We start from the raw sequence: 16246 nt of genomic DNA, 5'->3' as shown, positions 1-16246 counted from the left end.
TAACCAAAACATAATCCATTTATACATTTTATCATACTTTTTTTTGTCATACACTATGCCATGGTGCAAACCAAGAAATATTTTTACTATGCTTTGAATAACCCGTATTTGAAAATTAATTACTAGATTTACTCCCTGATTCTTTTTAAGAAACATGTTTGGAAAATAAACAAACAAACCATAATTTAGAATTCTAAACTCAAAAATTCCGAAATCATTATGAGTACGGATGCATTAAACAATTCGTTGGTTCAAGACTGGGGAGACAAAGTTATTTTAGTTGTTGAAGATGTTGATACAAACAAAATCTTTTTCGATGCTGCTCTTCGTAAAACCAATGCAAAAATTTTATGGGCCAAAGATGGTAAAGAAGCCATTACCCTATTTCAGGAGAATAAGATAGATTTAGTATTAATGGATCTTCAATTACCTATTATGGATGGCTATACGGCTACCCGTGAGATTAAATTAATTAATTCTGAAATACCGGTAATTGCCCAAACAGCACATGTTATGTCAGGAGAGCGAGAAAAATGTTTGGAAGCCGGCTGCGATGATTACCTGGCCAAACCCATTCGACTCCAGATATTAATGGATACGCTATCTAAATATTTAAATAAATAAAAGCTGCCTTAGGGCAGCTTTTTTATTATAACACCTTTACCTCTGTTCTACGATTATTAGCCCTTCCCTCTTCTGTATCATTAGTATCAATAGGCTGAGAATAGCCATAACCTTTATAGCTCAGTCGAGCAGGATCAATTCCATTGTTAATTAAATAATTGTACACCTGCTTTGCTCTTTTTTGGGCTAAATCATTGTTGTAACTCAATGTTCCTACATTATCGGTATGTCCACCAATCTCTGCATTAACGTTGTCATTCAGTTTAAGTAATCGAACCACATTATCCAATTCGGTATGTGACTCTTCTTTTAACACATAAGAATCGGTTTCGAAAAAGACATTTCGTAAAACTATTTTTTCACCAGATTTTATACGACTCAAATAAATATCAAGTTTTTGAGGATTGTCAACTGTACTAATATTGTTAACATCAAAATAACTCGAATAAAACAAATACCCTTCTTTCTCAACATTTAATCCATATTCTTTGCCCAATGGCAGGCAAAAAAGAAATTCTCCGGAATAGTCTGTTGATTCTGACAGAACAGCTACTTTCCCTTTCGATAAATCGGTAACTTTCAACAATGCCTTTAATTGTTCCTTCGACTCCTTATCAAACACCCTTCCCTTTACGTATGCCGAAGGAATGGGACGTATACGCTTTGGCATTACAAACTGATATAAATCTTTACTTTGATATCCATCCATAACACCATCTGATGAAAAGTATCCAACATCACCTTTGGCATTGATCACTAACCCAGTCTCATCTCCTTCTGTATTTAAAGGATACCCTAAATTAACCGGATCAGACCATTCGCCATCTTCATCCTGACGAGTTAGGAACAGATCCATCTTACCCATGCCCGGCCATCCTTCTGATGAAAAATACAAAGTGTTATTATCATGATGAATAAAAGGCGAACTTTCGTCGGCTGTAGTATTTACCTTGTCACCCAAATTCTGTACATCTCCAAAATAGGGAGTACCATCCTTTTTAAATCCCATAAGTGATGCTTTCCAGATATCTTTTTTACCTATACCACCTGGTTTACTACTTACAAAATACAAGGTTTGTCCATCGGCAGAAAAACTTGGCTGTGACTCCCAATAAGGTGTATTCACGGGTGAACCCAAATTAACCGGAGTAGACCATCCATCCTTCGTTCTTTTTGAAAAATACAGGTCACAGCTTCCTTTACTATCCTTACGACTACAAGCGGCAAAGAACATCCAATTCCCATCGGCACTGAGTGTTTGAGCTCCTTCATTACCATCGGTATTGATCGATGAAACAGCATCACGAATAGTCCATACACTATCAACATATTCCGAAGTATAGAAGTCTTCTCTAAAGTTCAGGGAATTCTTCTGCAAATCTCTATTCTTAAAGGCTAAGGTATCTCTGGGCACTAAAACGGTATATACCAACTTCTGACCATCGGCACTAATACTGGGCCAATACTCATCATATATACTATTCACCCTTTCACCCATGCTAACCGGAGTTATCTCAACCGGATCTGACACCGCCTTGGCTGCGAATTCTGCCTTTTTGATATAAACCTGGGCCTTATCTTTCGACTTTTCACTTTTAACTTTTTCAATATATCGGTTCATCCATCCTTTAACAGCGTTGTACTCCCCAATATTAAAATGTGCAACGCCCATATTGTAATATGAGGGAACAAAATACATACTGTCAACCTCCAGTGCTTTCTTAATGCACTCAATTTCGTTTTCATGACGCGAGGTTCGAAAATAGATATCTGCTTTTAAAAGATAGGCTTCTATAAAATTATCATCTTTTGCAATGGCTTTGTCTAAAAAGCCAATAGCGGCTTCCAAATCATCTTTTGCATATACATCCTCAGCCAAAGTATATAAAGTCACTGCCTTTTTTGATTTTGTATGTGAACTCCACTTACCTTTTTTACCTGATTGAGCTTGTGTAAAGGAAATAAATACAAAACTCAGTATCAGGTAAAGTATACTCTTTTTCATTCAACGAAACTTAAAATGTAACTACAACAATCTGCAGTTTAAAATCTGTTACATCTAATCAAAGTTAATAAAAGAATAGCACTTGTATAAACTTATACTCTTAAACCATAGCACTAATACACAACTGTTAGCTGTTTTCTTCCAGAGGTAACGATGAAGCTATAATATTTCTTGTTTTTTCACGAAGTTCATCTTGCTTATTCATATACTCAACTGTATTAATAGGCTGATGTATATGCATTTCTACAGTACCCGGTAAAAGTTGAAATCCTTTACGGTAGATTTTATGCGTATTAACGAGAGTAACAGGTAAAATAGGTAGCTCAAGCTCAAATGCTATTTTAAAAGCTCCCTTTTTAAAACTTCCCATTGTATTAGATCCACTGCGTGTTCCTTCGGGAAAAATTACTACTGAAGTACCATTAATTAACTTTTGCTTGGCTTCATTAATTGACTCAATAGCTGCTCTGGGTGATGAACGGTCAAGAAATATATGTCCTACTTTATAACTTGCGTATCCTATTGCAGGTGCTTTCCTCAGCTCCTTCTTCATAATCCATCTGAAATCAATACCTATCCAACCATATAAAGTAAAAATATCGTACCCGCTTTGATGATTGGCTACAATCACATAAGATTGTTTCTTATTAATATTCTCCCGCCCTTTAACTTTTACGAACATTGGGGTAATACAGCCAGTAAAGCGAGCCCATGTGGCCCCCCAAAAACTCCCCACTTTGGGATTTACTATAATAGAGAATCCTGCTGCAAACAACGAAAAGACAATACTAAAAACAAGAAATAAAGGTATAAAAACTAAAAACTTATAAGGTTGATAAAGCCAATAGCCAATTTTTTTCATTTGTTTAACAGGATAAGATTCAAATTATCGGAACAACATTTAACTTAAAACGATGAACAAAAATAAAAATTTGGCCACAACAATTTCATTCTATTAAAAAGTTAGTTAGTATTTTTTAATCAACTCCACTATTTTTGTGATGAATTAATAAAAACACAATGAACATCATTCCCGAAAATTGTACTTCCTGCAAAAAGTGCGAAAAAGTATGCCCTACACAAACTCTTGATATTGATAATAACACAGAAGGAGATTATTGCATCAAGTGCTACCAATGCCTATCTGTTTGCGAGGTTAGAAACGAAGAAACGGATGTGGAAATAATCGGACCCTATTTTCAAAATGGAGTTCAGCCATTCGATTTCGAGCTTTTACTTCAACAAAGAAGAAGTGTAAGGATATTTAAGGATGAAGATGTTAAAACCGAACTTCTCGAGGAATTTATTCACCGAATGCGTTTCAGTCCAACGGCCAGTAATACACAGCCACTATCATTCACTATTGTTAAAGATAAAAAGGCTCTTAAAGCCGTGAATGACATTACCATTCAAACCTTAACCAAAACCTTTCAAATTATTAATCCCTTAACCAAACATCTTATTAATTCATTCTTAGGCAAATCAACTTATAAAGAAATGAAAACCTCCAAATCAAAGTTTCTTCGTAAAGCAGCCATGGATGAGAATATGATTTGCTATAATGCTCCTGCCCTTGTAATGATACATGCCAAAAAATCGCCAACAAATATGCCTGAATGCGATGCTAACATATGGCTTGGAATGGCAATGTTATACGCTCAAACATTAGATTTAGCAACCTGTGCTAATGGATATATTATAAATGCAGCCAAAAGAAATAAAAAGTTAAAGCAGATAATTAATATACCTGAAGATCACACCATATATGGCGCTATCTTAATGGGCTATCCTAAAAACAAATACATCAACAGAATAGACCGAAAAGATCCTGAGGTGAACATTATCTAAAATCATTTACATTTACTTCAATACCTTCCAGATCGGCAAGGGTTTGAAAGGCATCTTCTTGTTTATCGCCACAAATGACTTTCTCTGGCGCAAAACCTCCACATACAGCAGGTCTTTCCGGTTGTCCAAAAACAGCACAGGAGAAATCTTCGCGGAGATTTACACAACGCACCCCGGCTGGTTTCCCCTCCGGCATACCAGGAATAGGTGATGATATACTCGGCACAATACAACAGGCCCCACAATTATTTCTGCACTCCATTTGAATCAAAAAACGATTAAACACATTGCAAAATAAATACATTAATACATGCTTTCTGCTCTTCTAATGAATATTTCTCTCCTTTTTTTTATCATGTAGGCTCTACCTATTCATTAACAATCCTCATTTATGTAATGAAAGTGATAATTGACTAACTCAAAATCTGCTCCATGGATATTATATTACTTATAAGGTAGTATTGAGCATTTTGCACACAAATAGCACTTCTTTTGGGGTTGAATAGTACTTGAATGTATTATTTTATTACCCTAACTTGGTGATACTGTCACTAATTAATTGAATAGTGATAATATTAGCAAAAAAGATCCTCATTCAAATCATATGCAGTAAATATGATTTTAGATGCCTATACTATCTGATGTTGTTTATGATCGATAAACTGCCTAACTAAACAAGATGAACAAATCACTTAATTCATATGCTTGTTGACTGGATAAATTCTAATAATAGCCATAGATATTTCTCATTAATTAACCATAAAAAGGTAAATCGTCATGAAAGCAAGAAATCTTCTATTAGTCATTGGTACTGCTATGCTTTTAAGCTGCCAAAGTGAAAAAAAATTGGATAATCCTGAAGTGTTAGAAAAGGTATTAATCAGCTATTTTGATGGGATTAAAAACAAAGATTTGGATAAAATGAATGCTGTAACATCAGAAGATTTTGTCCTATTCGAAGATGGCAAGATCTGGAATAACGACAGTCTTTATAATTTCCTAAATTCTTTACCTCCCTATTCAGCCACTTTTTCGTTGTCACCTCTAAAAATAAGTATAGATGATAAAATTGGTAATCTGTATTACATCAATCATATGGATATGATACTAAATGATACCATTGAGGATAATTATGACTGGATTGAAAGTGCAACATTTAAGAAGGTTGATGGAGAATGGAAAATCGATTTTCTTCACTCAACAGTAAAAGAATAACAGAACCATTGATTAATAAAAAAGCCAGGTTAAATAAATAACCTGGCTTAACTTTTATTCAGAATCAATCCTTATTGTACAATTACTTTCTTAACTACCTGCTCCGATACTGACTTAACCTTTACCAGATAAACTCCTTTAGGAAGTGTATGAGAGTATGTTGAAACAACATTTTTAACTGTGGCCACCGCCATACCTGATAAATTATAGAATGTTATATCCGATACTGCTGTAATATTATCAACAGTTACTTGCATGTTATTACTATACACTTTAATACTTGAAGCATCTTTTACATCCTCAGGTGCATCAATTGAAGTTGGCAATTCAATCTGCCCTACTTCATTATCAGTTAAAAGCAACCACCTTTGTCGTGTTGAAGAGTTTGCAATATTAAAACTACTTGTTAAAGTAGTGGCTGTAGAACTTGCATAAAAACAGGTTGGTGAACTTTTAGACTCAGGATGAATAATCCAATAACCTCTTTTAGTCATTGGTTCAAGGTCAACATCAACACGCCCTTTCATCACATGGAAGTACTCTGAACTGCTTGGTGTTTCTCTTGAAACAGTTCTAATTCCATTGAGTCCGGTCGACACATAAGTGAAGTATCTTCCTGTTCCCACATTTTTAATGGTATAATAAGAGTTAGCAGGATTAAAATCTATCTGCCACGCAGCACTATCATTAGCCAATGCCTCTTCCGGAGTCATAGTTCTATTCATCAAAACACCTGTAGCACTAGGCACAATAAATGATGTTAATAAACCTGTTTGTTCCTCTTCACTTTTGATATAGTATTTGGTATCATCAGCTATTTCAAAACTATAGGCTGGAGTTGCAAATCCACTTGTTGGTGGTAATCCATCTTCACCAAGTGCCTGATGAATTAATGCATTTGCCATATACAGAAATTCATTACCAGTATCCTCATTAGCACCATTAACACCGTAAGGCCACATGTGTGTATTATCGCCTGTTAAATAAGCATTCGGATCATTATCAATAAATTCCATTAATTTCTTGGTACGATCACCAAGCCATAGACCTCTTGATCCGGTTTCTCTTAGTGGCGATGAAGGACCATACCACATACTATGGGTACCCACACCAATGGTATGTCCCATTTCGTGAAGAGCTGTTCCGGTTTGCTGATAAGACGCATTTGGACCAAATCGCATGTAACCACCATATGAAGCTTCTGCAGTAGGCGTTCCCGAACCAAAATTAACGTTTAACCATAGACCTTTAATACTTGTAAGATTATTAAAATAGTTAACAGCTGATTCCATAGCTGCACCAATTCGTACACGATCATCACCGGTAACATTATCCTGTATAGTATAACTCACTGTTCCTTTAGGTAAAGTAATTACCTTAATCACATCACCGTATCCTACATCATAACCGGCAGTTAAAGCATATGCGCGAATATAATACTCTGTTGAAGGCAGTAAATTTTCTATTGCATATACATATCCTGAATTAGAATAGTATTTTGTACTACGGTTATCCAATATAGTTGGCTCAGGACTGGTACTCCAGCAAAATCCATGCTCTTGCAACGATCCAATAATAACACCGGAAATTGTACTTCTTCCAAAAATCATGGTTGATCCACGTGCATAATTAGTATTGGTTGTTACTGTTGGGGCTGTACCTGAAGCATTTGCTAAACGATAAACAAAAATGGCCTTTTCTAATTCTAAAGTTGCATTATTAATCTCTTCCAATGTAAGAGTATAATCTATTGCAGAAGCATTGGCAATATCAATAGCATCGGATAACGATGCAGCATCGTTACCAAGACCATCTCCCAGAAGTTCTGTTGCTTCATCAATTGCGTTTTGAAGTTCAGTATATGCAGCTTGAGATACTTCAGCTTCTTTAATTGCATTTTCTATTTGAGTGATTACACCCGCCAACGATTCTTCTGTGGCTGCTTCATCAGCATACTCTTGTTCGGCAGCATTTATGGCAGTTGTAAGATCAGCTCTCACAACATCTTGTAACTTACCCTCTGCAAGCGTTTTTGCTACATCAATTTTAGAAGCCAAATATTCCTTGCTTACGTCAACATCAAAACCTAGATAAAATAATCTGAAATTATCACAAGTTACCCAGTTACCGGTTGCATTTTCAGCTTTATATCCAACTTCTACTTCACCGTCAAAAACAGCGAAACTAACTGAACGATCTTTCAAGGTATCAACCGCTGTTTGATTATCACCAGCATATATGTATACACCCGTTTGAGGTGTAGAAGAGTTATTTTCTGTACTTCCGGATGCTACTTGCTGAATATTACCCGTAGCTACTGTTAAAACATATGCTCCGTTAGGCAGACCTGTTAATTGCTGGCTAACATCTACATTTGGAACATTAGATCCTCTGTTTACCCATTTTTCAATGTATATACCACCTTCTTTTCCGGTAAAAACAGAATTGGTTTGTGTTTGCATACCATTATTGTTCCACCCTTCAAAGTTATCTTCAAAACTTTGGTTGGTAATGTTGCTGGTCATATCTAACGGATTATCAGTAGTAGCATTTAATAGCATGTAATCATAGATTGCACCTTTTAAATCTTCCTCTGCCTGCCTTATTTCAGCAGCTGATGAACTATCCAGAAAATTCTGAGCAGTGGTAATTGCCGCCATAAGTTCCGTAGCGCCTTCTGCTGTTTCGTCATATAATTGCTGAGCTTCCTCTATTAGAGCTTGTAAAGCTGTATTATCGGCTACTTCACTTGCCTCATGCAATGCAAAATTATCAAATCCAAACCGATTGCTTAACCACCTAAAACGAGCAACAACATATGAATAAGATGTATTTGTGAAACAAACCGCATTCTGTGTCCATGCTCCACCTCCGTTAACTGAAGTTGAACCAATCAGAATTAATGGTTCTTCAGCACTTGTTTTATCGTTGGTAAGACTTATTCGAAGATAATCTTCTGATCCAGCCGTTGCTGCTGCATCCAGATACTTCACATGGTAAGACAAATAGTATGTCTTACCTGCCTCAATACTCCATCCTGTGCCGATAGAGCCGGCTGATGAAGAACCTTGGTTTGTAGTTCCAACCAGGTATTGCGAATCATCAATTCCTCCTGATTGAATAAGTGAAAAATAACTAGATGATAATTCTGCAGCCGACGAAGTTGCATCAGTCCAGCCTGTATAACCTTCTTCAAATCCAGGATTTGAAATTAAATTGTCACTGGTCAGCACATAAGTTGCACCGCCGTAACTTACATTATCTCCTTGTTCTTGAGAATAGCCATTTGCCACAAAAGCAAACAGCCCCATAAGAATCAAATAAAGTCGAGATATTTTCATATACAATTAAAATAAAGTTAATAATCTTTGTGTTGATCCCCTTTCCAAATGAAATTACCTAAAACAACACTTTTCAAGGCAAATCATAAAACTCATTTACCAGTTAAACACGATGAACAGATAAATGTTAATTCTTGTATACAAACTAAACAAAAGTGCAGTGTAATTTTTGTAATTATTTCGACGAAGATTAGTCCATAATGACGAATAAAGACTATTTTAAACAAATGCAATTAAAAAAACCACCAACCTATCAAACTGAAATAGAGAATAACTACTCAAACAGATACATTTAATCAATAAATATAAATACTGAATTTCTTACTATTAAAAAACAGGTGTTGATCTGAACCAACATAAACACTTAATCATTTATATCATACAATATCTGTTAAAATAGAATGTGGCTTTGATTAATTTAGTGATGTACACACACTAAGAAATAACTAACGAAAAATGATATTTGACACACCTCTTATTCATGGTAGATTAGTAAAAAGGTATAAACGATTCCTGTCTGACATACAACTTGACAACGGAGAAATAGTTATTGCCCATTGCACCAATAGTGGTTCGATGAAAACCTGTTTGGAAGAAAATGCCGAAGTTTACCTATCACCCGCTAAAGATCCAAAAAGAAAAACACGTTACACCTGGGAGATGATTAAATTAAACGGCCGGTGGGTTGGCATTAACACCATGCATCCAAACCGTATTGCTTACGAAGCAATTAAAAATAATGAGATACCACAGTTACAAGGATATGAACATGTTCAAAGAGAAGTAAAAGTTGGTAATAGTCGCATTGATATTATGGCGCAGAGCAACAACGAAACTTGCTTTATTGAGGTTAAGAATGTAACGATGAAAGAACAGAACATGGCTTTATTCCCGGATGCCGTTACAACACGTGGCAAAAAACATTTGGACGAATTAATTCAACTAAAAAAGGAAGGAATTAGAGCTGTAATGGTGTACATCATTCAACGAATGGACGTTGACACTTTTGGTCCGGCAGAAGATATTGATCCTACATATGCACGTGCATTACGAAAAGCCTATAAGAGCGGTGTAGAGGTTATACCCTTACAGGTTACAGTATCGCCCCACGAAATAAAGATACACAAAGAACTACCTTTTATACTGTAACAATTATACTTTCACATCTATCATAACGTTCTAGCATCAACACCAACATACTAAAGCCAAATTATTTTAGCATTCATTTCCAGGTAGATAATACATAAATCCATCAAAAAGCAATAAGTAAAATCAATCTAAATAAGATCCTATAGATAAATATCTTTATAAAGATACATAACACATAGTTATTCTTTTATATATTTATAAGTGAATATTTAAACCTACCTCTATGAAAAAATCTATATTTCTATTGCTGGCTATTCTTGCCTGTAATACTGCCATTACCTATGCCAAAGCCCCAATTAAATTCGGAAAAGTAACTCAGGAAGAACTGGAAATGACACAATACGACCTTGACACTTCTGCAGTGGCGGTTGTTTTATGTAAGTATGGTCAATTAAACAGTACTGACTTAAGTTTTACTGAAACCCGCAGAGTGAAGATTCTTAAAAAGGCAGGTACTGAATATTCTGAATTCACCTTTTCCGGCGATAACAGAACAATGGTTAAAGCCAAGGTTTTCAAACTTATTGATGGAGAAATTATTGAAGACAAGCTAAAAAGAGAATCTATTTTTAAAGAACGTGTTACGGATGACTACTATCGAATAAGAGTGGCACTTCCTAATGTTAAGGAAGGAACTGTTTACGACATTCAGGTTACCCATGAATTTTTACCTGGAGAGTTTGCCTTTCAGGAAGATTTACCGGTGTTACATAGTGAACTGTACCTTGAAACATCGCCTTATATCGAATTCAGAAAAAGGAAAGTGGGATTCCTGCCTATTCAATCCGATGGAAAGAACACCTATTATTGCGATAATATGGAAGCTTTCAAACCAGAACCATTTATCAACTCAGCTGAAAATTACAAAACAAAGTTTGAATTTGATATCTTAAACATTAGTGTTCCGGGATACTACAGAAGTTATACCACATCGTGGGAAGCAGTAAACAATCGACTGGCTTCACATACTTTTTTTGGACATGCTATTTTTAGTGGCTCTGGTTACTTATCATCCATCAAAAAAGACATAGAAGCAGATTATACAACGCCATTAGAAAAAGTTCAGGCAGCCTATGATGCCATCAAAAAAATTAGATGGAATGAATATAAATCGGTTTATACATCTACTGAAGCTCTAAGCTCGGCTTACAAAGAAGGAGAAGCAAATTCTGCCGACATCAACCTGATGCTGATGCAGCTCCTTCTAAAACTAGATCTTCCTGCATTACCTGTTGTTTTAAGCACCCGGGATAATGGAATGTTACATATTGTATACCCAAGTCTTGAAAAGCTAAACTATGTGATTGTTTGGACTGAAATAGATGGTAAACAATACTTATTGGATGCTACAGATGAATTGTTGCCTTTAGGTATGCTTCCTAAAAGATGTCTGAATGAAAGAGGCCGGTTGGTTACTAACGAATCGGGTAAATGGATAGATTTAGAAGCCTCAGAAAAAGACCAGGAAACCATATTGTACAATCTAACCTTAGATGAAGAATTAAACCTGGAAGGAAATGTATCTTTTGCCAGATATTCTTATGCTGCATATGATTTTAGAAAGAACTATAAAGAATTTGCCAGCGAAGATGATTTCTTAACCGCTATTGAAGCGAGCAACCCGGGTTTATTAATCAAAGACTATAACCTTGAAAACCTTTCTAACCTGGATCAACCCATCAAAGAAAAATATGATATAAAAATAAGCAATAAGGTGGAGAAGATAAACAATATGATTTTGGTGAATCCTTTTTTATTTGAACAGGTAGAAGAGAATCCTTTCAAACTTGAAAATCGAGAGTATCCGGTTGATTTTGCTTATTGTAAAACAAAGTATCTTATTACAAGAATAACCATACCCGAAGGGTACCAGATAGAATCAACTCCTCAGCCTATTAAGGCTTTTCTACCCGATAAAAAATCAAACATTCTAATAAACTATAGTGTAATTGGCAATAACATAAATGTTACCTACAAACTTAATCTTGCCAAATCGAGATATATGGCGAAAGAATACCCATTGCTTAAAGCTTTATATAGCGAGATTATTAAAAAACAAGCTGAACCTATTATTCTAAAACCTGCACAAAATGAAGCGTCATTATAGCTTTCTATTTCTTTTATGTTTTAGCGTTATAATTATTTACGCCAAACCTAAAACTAAATATCCTGTTGCCGAAATACCTAAGGAATTAATTGGCAATGCTGATGCTGTTATTCGAAATGCGTCATATACATACGAGTATCAGGCTGTAAACAAAGCTGAAGAAAGATATAGTATGGCTATTACCATTCTTAAAGAAAGTGCCCTTGACAGGTCGGTTTTTAGCGAATACTACGACAGTTTTACTAAGATTATTGACATCGAAATGGTGGTTTATGATGAGGAGGGTAACAAAGTAAAGAAAATTTCGAATGAAGATATTTACGACCGAAGTGCCATATCGGGTTTTTCGATATACGAAGACAGTCGTCTAAAGGTAGCCGATCCTAAATATTCAACTTATCCTTTTACTGTAGAATATTCTTACACAAGGAAGAGTAATTCAACATACCATTTTCCCAACTGGTATGTTATTGATGCTTTTAATTTATCAGTTGAACATTCAGAATTTATAGTTATCACCCCCAGTGATTACCAACTAAGGTATCGTGAAAACAACATGCCCGTATCAGTTGAACATTCAAATACTGAAGGACAAAACATATACACATGGAAAGTTGATAATTTTAAGGCGTTTAAATATGAACCATTGTCTCCTCCTGCTGATTTATGGGTTCCACATGTATTAACTGCACCTGCCCGCTTTTCAATCGATAATTATGAAGGTGATTTAAGTACATGGGAATCTTTTGGATCCTTTTATTATCACTTAAATGAAAGTCAGAATAATATACCTGAAGAAACGGTTAACAAGGTTAGATCGCTTCTAACAGATTCAATGAGCATATACGAAAAAGTAAGTACCATTCACAAATACGCTCAGAATAAAAACCGATACATTAGCGTTCAGGCCGGGATAGGTGGTATTAAGCCTTTTGATGCAGAAACAGTGGATCGTTTGTCGTATGGCGACTGTAAAGCTTTAACAAACTATACTATGTCGCTATTGAAAGCGCTGGATATTAATTGTAATTACACATTAGTACAGGCAGGCAATACATCCAGCGTAAAACCTGATTTTCCGATGGATAGGTTTAATCATGTATTCTTGTCTATTCCCAATGAGTCGGATACCTTATGGGTAGAATGCACCAACTCTCATTCACCTTGCGGATTTATAGGCGACTTTACTGATGACAGGTATGTTTTAGTTGTAAAAGAAGACCAATCTGAAATAGTTAAAACACCGTCGTATTCATCTGATGATAACCAACAGATTTTAAAAGGCCAGGTGCTGATTGGATCTCATGGAGATGCTATTGCCAACATTAGTTATAACTATAAAGGAGCTCAGTACCCCGATCAGTTTGCACTAACTCTGCTTGATGAGAAAGACAGAAAAAAAAGGATTACCCAATCTATTAATGCTCCTAATTTTGAATTAGATTCATTTGATATTAAAGTCAAATTTGACCGAAATCCTGAGTTACAGAAAGATTTAAATATTTATTTATTCAGCTTTGTAACCAAAATGGGTGAACGAATGCTGTTTAAGCTTAACACTTTGAATACACAAACTTATATCCCTCCTTTTTCAAGAGGTAGAAAAACACCTCTTTTTATTGGACGTAATTATAGTGAAAAAGACAGTATTCAATATTTAATTCAGGATGATATGGCAATTGAAGCTATCCCTGATCCAGTAGAAATAAATTCCGATTTTGGCATTTATAAAAGTCATACTGAGATTGATGAAAATTCAATCTATTACCATCGATACCTTGTAATAAATAAGGGTACCTATCCACGGGAAAAATACAATGAGTTTAGAGATTTTCTTGAAAAAGTGGCAAAAGCGGATGCTTCCAGTGCCATTATTAAACCTAAAAGTTAGCGTTGACAGATAATAATCAAAACTGTTTAATACCCGTGTCAGTTTGATACGGGTATTTTATTGTGCTTTCAATTTGCGAAGCACCGTGTAAAGCCTAGTAATGCATTGCAACCAATCGATTGACATAACCACAATAACTTATTTTCATCCAATACATATGAGATAAAGATACCCTTGAAATATAGGATGCACGAATAAAAAAGGCTTGTAATACCATATACAACACTTTAAACTTCCAATCAATAGGCTATCCATGTTTTGAAACAGCCGGTTTAAGAGCTATAAAACGATTTTACATGCAATAGCTAACTGCCAATACAACAAAAAAAGGGACCCAAACGGCCCCTTTAAATTATTCAACTATTATAAACAGACTATATAGCACCTACTATTTAGTTGGTAAGTACCAATTAGCTTCTTCCATCAATTTTGCACGAATCGCGTCTGCATTAGTATATTTTTCTGCCACTTTATCGGCTAAATAGGCATTGCTACCTCTGCGTTTTGCAATTCTCATCAGGTCATGAAAACGATTACCTTCAAAGGCTGTTTCCAAAGCTAGTTCTTCAATAATTTTATCTTCAACATATTGAATTGAATCTTCTAACGAAGCTTGTTCTGGGATAATAAAAGTTTCGCTTAGTTCAACATTACCACAACCGCGTTTATGTACACCAATATTACGCTGAACGGTGCGTTCTACTTCATCATCATCTACTATGGTAGTAATATAATTGCTTGCGGTAAAATCAACATAACCAATCAGTGTTCCGGTAGTATCAGTATAGGTACTATACTTTTCGTGACGAGGCACCAAGTTATCGTTTGCTAAAGTATAAGGCCCTAATCCATTCTTTAATACTGCAAATGCCAAATTTGGCTTACCCAAACGGTTTACTGCCTCAGCATAGCGTAAATACAAGTGTGCTGCACGATAAAGCACCACCGATCTTCGGGTTTCTGTTGACAAGTTTTGAAACTTAACTATTTGACCTTTTTCTGTGTTGGACGATAATAGCGAGTATGAACCTGCGGTTCCTGTTTCACCTCTGTAATCACCTTCATCAGTAATGGTACTAGTCACATAATATATCTGACTATCCCAATTATTCAGAGCAATATCAGATGGGGCCAATTCATTCATATACTGGTTTAATGAATCTAACGGTGATCCCTCGGCATTATACTCTGAAGAGCCATTTACCAATGTAATGGTATTGTGCTCCAAACCTCTAAATAAATTATGCCAACTAGCTCTCCAACCTATAATGGTATTATTGTCTAAATATGCCCTATTATTATAATCTACATCAATATAATAGGCATTTTGAGTTGTAGCAGGATTATTATTAATCAGATGATAATATTCTCTGGCCGCACTTTCATATTGCCCGGTCCACAAATACATATCTCCCAACAACATACGAATTGAAAAAAACATATTGGCTGATTCATATTTATCCGGAGCCTGTATATCTCTCCAGGCAATTAAATCATCAATTAACTCACCAGCCAGTTCTTCAATACCATAACTTGGATAATTTTTATTGGCATCAGATACATCCTCAATTACATTGGTATAGTATTTTGCTTCTCCATAGTTTAAAGCTAACTGCATATAGGTCCAGGCTCTAATTCCTTTGGCAGCAGCATAATCTCTCAGATTAACCTGCTCGTTTTTCATTGTTATAGCAGTATCAATATTGGCAATCATATAATTACAAAGATTGATTACTGAATAATAATCACCTACATTATTAAACTTGTTATCAGGCCCTGCCTCAAAGTTATATACTTCATTTAGTTCTTCATCAGAATAGGAAGTGGTTTCCATAAGGTCGCCTCTTAACTCTCCCAAAATAACATAACGCAAGGTTAGTTTTTCCAATTGGTTAAGAACTCCATTCATCGAATAAAAATTCTTATCCGGAGAATTTAAATCTAAATCGGATGGCAGTAGTATCTGATCTGACTTTGTATCTAAACAACTGGTTAGCGTAATACCTATCATTACGATACCTACCACTATGTTATATAATTTTTTCATACTTTTCATCTTTTCACTT

The 16246-nt window shown here is 35.3% G+C and carries 11 protein-coding genes; 6 read left to right on the top strand and 5 right to left on the bottom strand.

Annotated features, from left to right (window positions below; translation table 11 throughout):
- The first annotated feature begins 219 nt into the window (after positions 1 to 219).
- Positions 220 to 624: a response regulator gene (locus KEM10_RS15180; protein ID WP_212216880.1), complete on the top strand. Its 405-nt coding sequence runs from the start codon at positions 220 to 222 to the stop codon at positions 622 to 624.
- A 25-nt stretch (positions 625 to 649) separates the two neighbouring features.
- Here the strand turns inward: KEM10_RS15180 and KEM10_RS15175 are convergent, their stop codons facing one another.
- Complete coding sequence (locus KEM10_RS15175) at positions 650 to 2629, bottom strand: OmpA family protein (RefSeq protein WP_212216879.1); 1980 nt, start codon at positions 2627 to 2629, stop codon at positions 650 to 652.
- Positions 2630 to 2756: 127 nt separating this feature from the next.
- On the bottom strand, positions 2757 to 3491 hold the full coding sequence (locus KEM10_RS15170; RefSeq protein WP_212216878.1) for a lysophospholipid acyltransferase family protein: 735 nt from the start codon (positions 3489 to 3491) through the stop codon (positions 2757 to 2759).
- Positions 3492 to 3649: 158 nt separating this feature from the next.
- Between KEM10_RS15170 and KEM10_RS15165 the strand changes: the two genes are divergently transcribed.
- Positions 3650 to 4477, top strand: a complete 828-nt coding sequence (locus KEM10_RS15165) for a nitroreductase family protein (protein WP_212216930.1) — start codon at positions 3650 to 3652, stop codon at positions 4475 to 4477.
- Here KEM10_RS15165 and KEM10_RS15160 read toward each other — a convergent pair.
- Positions 4470 to 4781 carry a YkgJ family cysteine cluster protein gene (locus KEM10_RS15160; RefSeq protein ID WP_244825902.1) on the bottom strand — a complete coding sequence of 104 codons (312 nt, stop codon included), beginning with the start codon at positions 4779 to 4781 and terminating at the stop codon, positions 4470 to 4472. The two genes, KEM10_RS15165 and KEM10_RS15160, sit on opposite strands and share 8 nt — an antisense overlap.
- Before the next feature lie 473 nt (positions 4782 to 5254).
- Between KEM10_RS15160 and KEM10_RS15155 the strand changes: the two genes are divergently transcribed.
- Entirely contained in the window at positions 5255 to 5692 is a 438-nt protein-coding gene (locus KEM10_RS15155; RefSeq protein ID WP_212216877.1) for a nuclear transport factor 2 family protein, read from the top strand.
- Positions 5693 to 5763: 71 nt separating this feature from the next.
- Here KEM10_RS15155 and KEM10_RS15150 read toward each other — a convergent pair whose 3' ends face one another.
- Entirely contained in the window at positions 5764 to 9033 is a 3270-nt protein-coding gene (locus KEM10_RS15150) for a T9SS type A sorting domain-containing protein (RefSeq protein ID WP_212216876.1), read from the bottom strand.
- Between the two features lie 456 nt (positions 9034 to 9489).
- Between KEM10_RS15150 and sfsA the strand changes: the two genes are divergently transcribed.
- From sfsA to KEM10_RS15135, 3 genes are all read left to right on the top strand, one after another.
- The gene (gene sfsA, locus KEM10_RS15145) at positions 9490 to 10182 is read left to right on the top strand and encodes a DNA/RNA nuclease SfsA (protein ID WP_212216875.1); all 693 of its coding nucleotides are present in this window, start codon (positions 9490 to 9492) and stop codon (positions 10180 to 10182) included.
- Between the two features lie 223 nt (positions 10183 to 10405).
- Positions 10406 to 12289, top strand: a complete 1884-nt coding sequence (locus tag KEM10_RS15140; protein ID WP_212216874.1) for a hypothetical protein — start codon at positions 10406 to 10408, stop codon at positions 12287 to 12289.
- A complete protein-coding gene (locus KEM10_RS15135; RefSeq protein WP_212216873.1) occupies positions 12273 to 14180 on the top strand; it encodes a DUF3857 domain-containing protein in 1908 nt (635 codons plus the stop codon). The genes KEM10_RS15140 and KEM10_RS15135 overlap by 17 nt, the downstream gene beginning before the upstream one ends.
- Positions 14181 to 14568: 388 nt before the next feature.
- On the opposite strand, the gene KEM10_RS15130 is transcribed toward KEM10_RS15135, so the two are convergent.
- On the bottom strand, positions 14569 to 16227 hold the full coding sequence (locus KEM10_RS15130; RefSeq protein ID WP_212216872.1) for a RagB/SusD family nutrient uptake outer membrane protein: 1659 nt from the start codon (positions 16225 to 16227) through the stop codon (positions 14569 to 14571).
- Positions 16228 to 16246 lie beyond the last annotated feature (19 nt).

The sequence above is a fragment of the Carboxylicivirga linearis genome (genome assembly GCF_018271995.1).
In the GTDB taxonomy this organism is placed as follows: domain Bacteria; phylum Bacteroidota; class Bacteroidia; order Bacteroidales; family Marinilabiliaceae; genus Carboxylicivirga; species Carboxylicivirga linearis.
The sequence above is the reverse complement of the archived record's forward strand: the minus strand, read 5'-3'. Positions and strand labels throughout refer to the sequence as shown.

Excerpts from the sequence above, each read along its gene's own strand:
- KEM10_RS15180 (WP_212216880.1), top strand. The coding sequence starts at position 220 with ATGAGTACGGATGCATTAAACAATTCGTTGGTTCAAGACTGGGGAGAC.
- KEM10_RS15150 (WP_212216876.1), bottom strand. The coding sequence starts at position 9,033 with ATGAAAATATCTCGACTTTATTTGATTCTTATGGGGCTGTTTGCTTTT.
- KEM10_RS15165 (WP_212216930.1), top strand. The coding sequence starts at position 3,650 with ATGAACATCATTCCCGAAAATTGTACTTCCTGCAAAAAGTGCGAAAAA.
- KEM10_RS15175 (WP_212216879.1), bottom strand. The coding sequence starts at position 2,629 with ATGAAAAAGAGTATACTTTACCTGATACTGAGTTTTGTATTTATTTCC.
- KEM10_RS15160 (WP_244825902.1), bottom strand. The coding sequence starts at position 4,781 with ATGTATTTATTTTGCAATGTGTTTAATCGTTTTTTGATTCAAATGGAG.
- sfsA (WP_212216875.1), top strand. The coding sequence starts at position 9,490 with ATGATATTTGACACACCTCTTATTCATGGTAGATTAGTAAAAAGGTAT.
- KEM10_RS15135 (WP_212216873.1), top strand. The coding sequence starts at position 12,273 with ATGAAGCGTCATTATAGCTTTCTATTTCTTTTATGTTTTAGCGTTATA.
- KEM10_RS15170 (WP_212216878.1), bottom strand. The coding sequence starts at position 3,491 with ATGAAAAAAATTGGCTATTGGCTTTATCAACCTTATAAGTTTTTAGTT.
- KEM10_RS15130 (WP_212216872.1), bottom strand. The coding sequence starts at position 16,227 with ATGAAAAAATTATATAACATAGTGGTAGGTATCGTAATGATAGGTATT.
- KEM10_RS15155 (WP_212216877.1), top strand. The coding sequence starts at position 5,255 with ATGAAAGCAAGAAATCTTCTATTAGTCATTGGTACTGCTATGCTTTTA.
- KEM10_RS15140 (WP_212216874.1), top strand. The coding sequence starts at position 10,406 with ATGAAAAAATCTATATTTCTATTGCTGGCTATTCTTGCCTGTAATACT.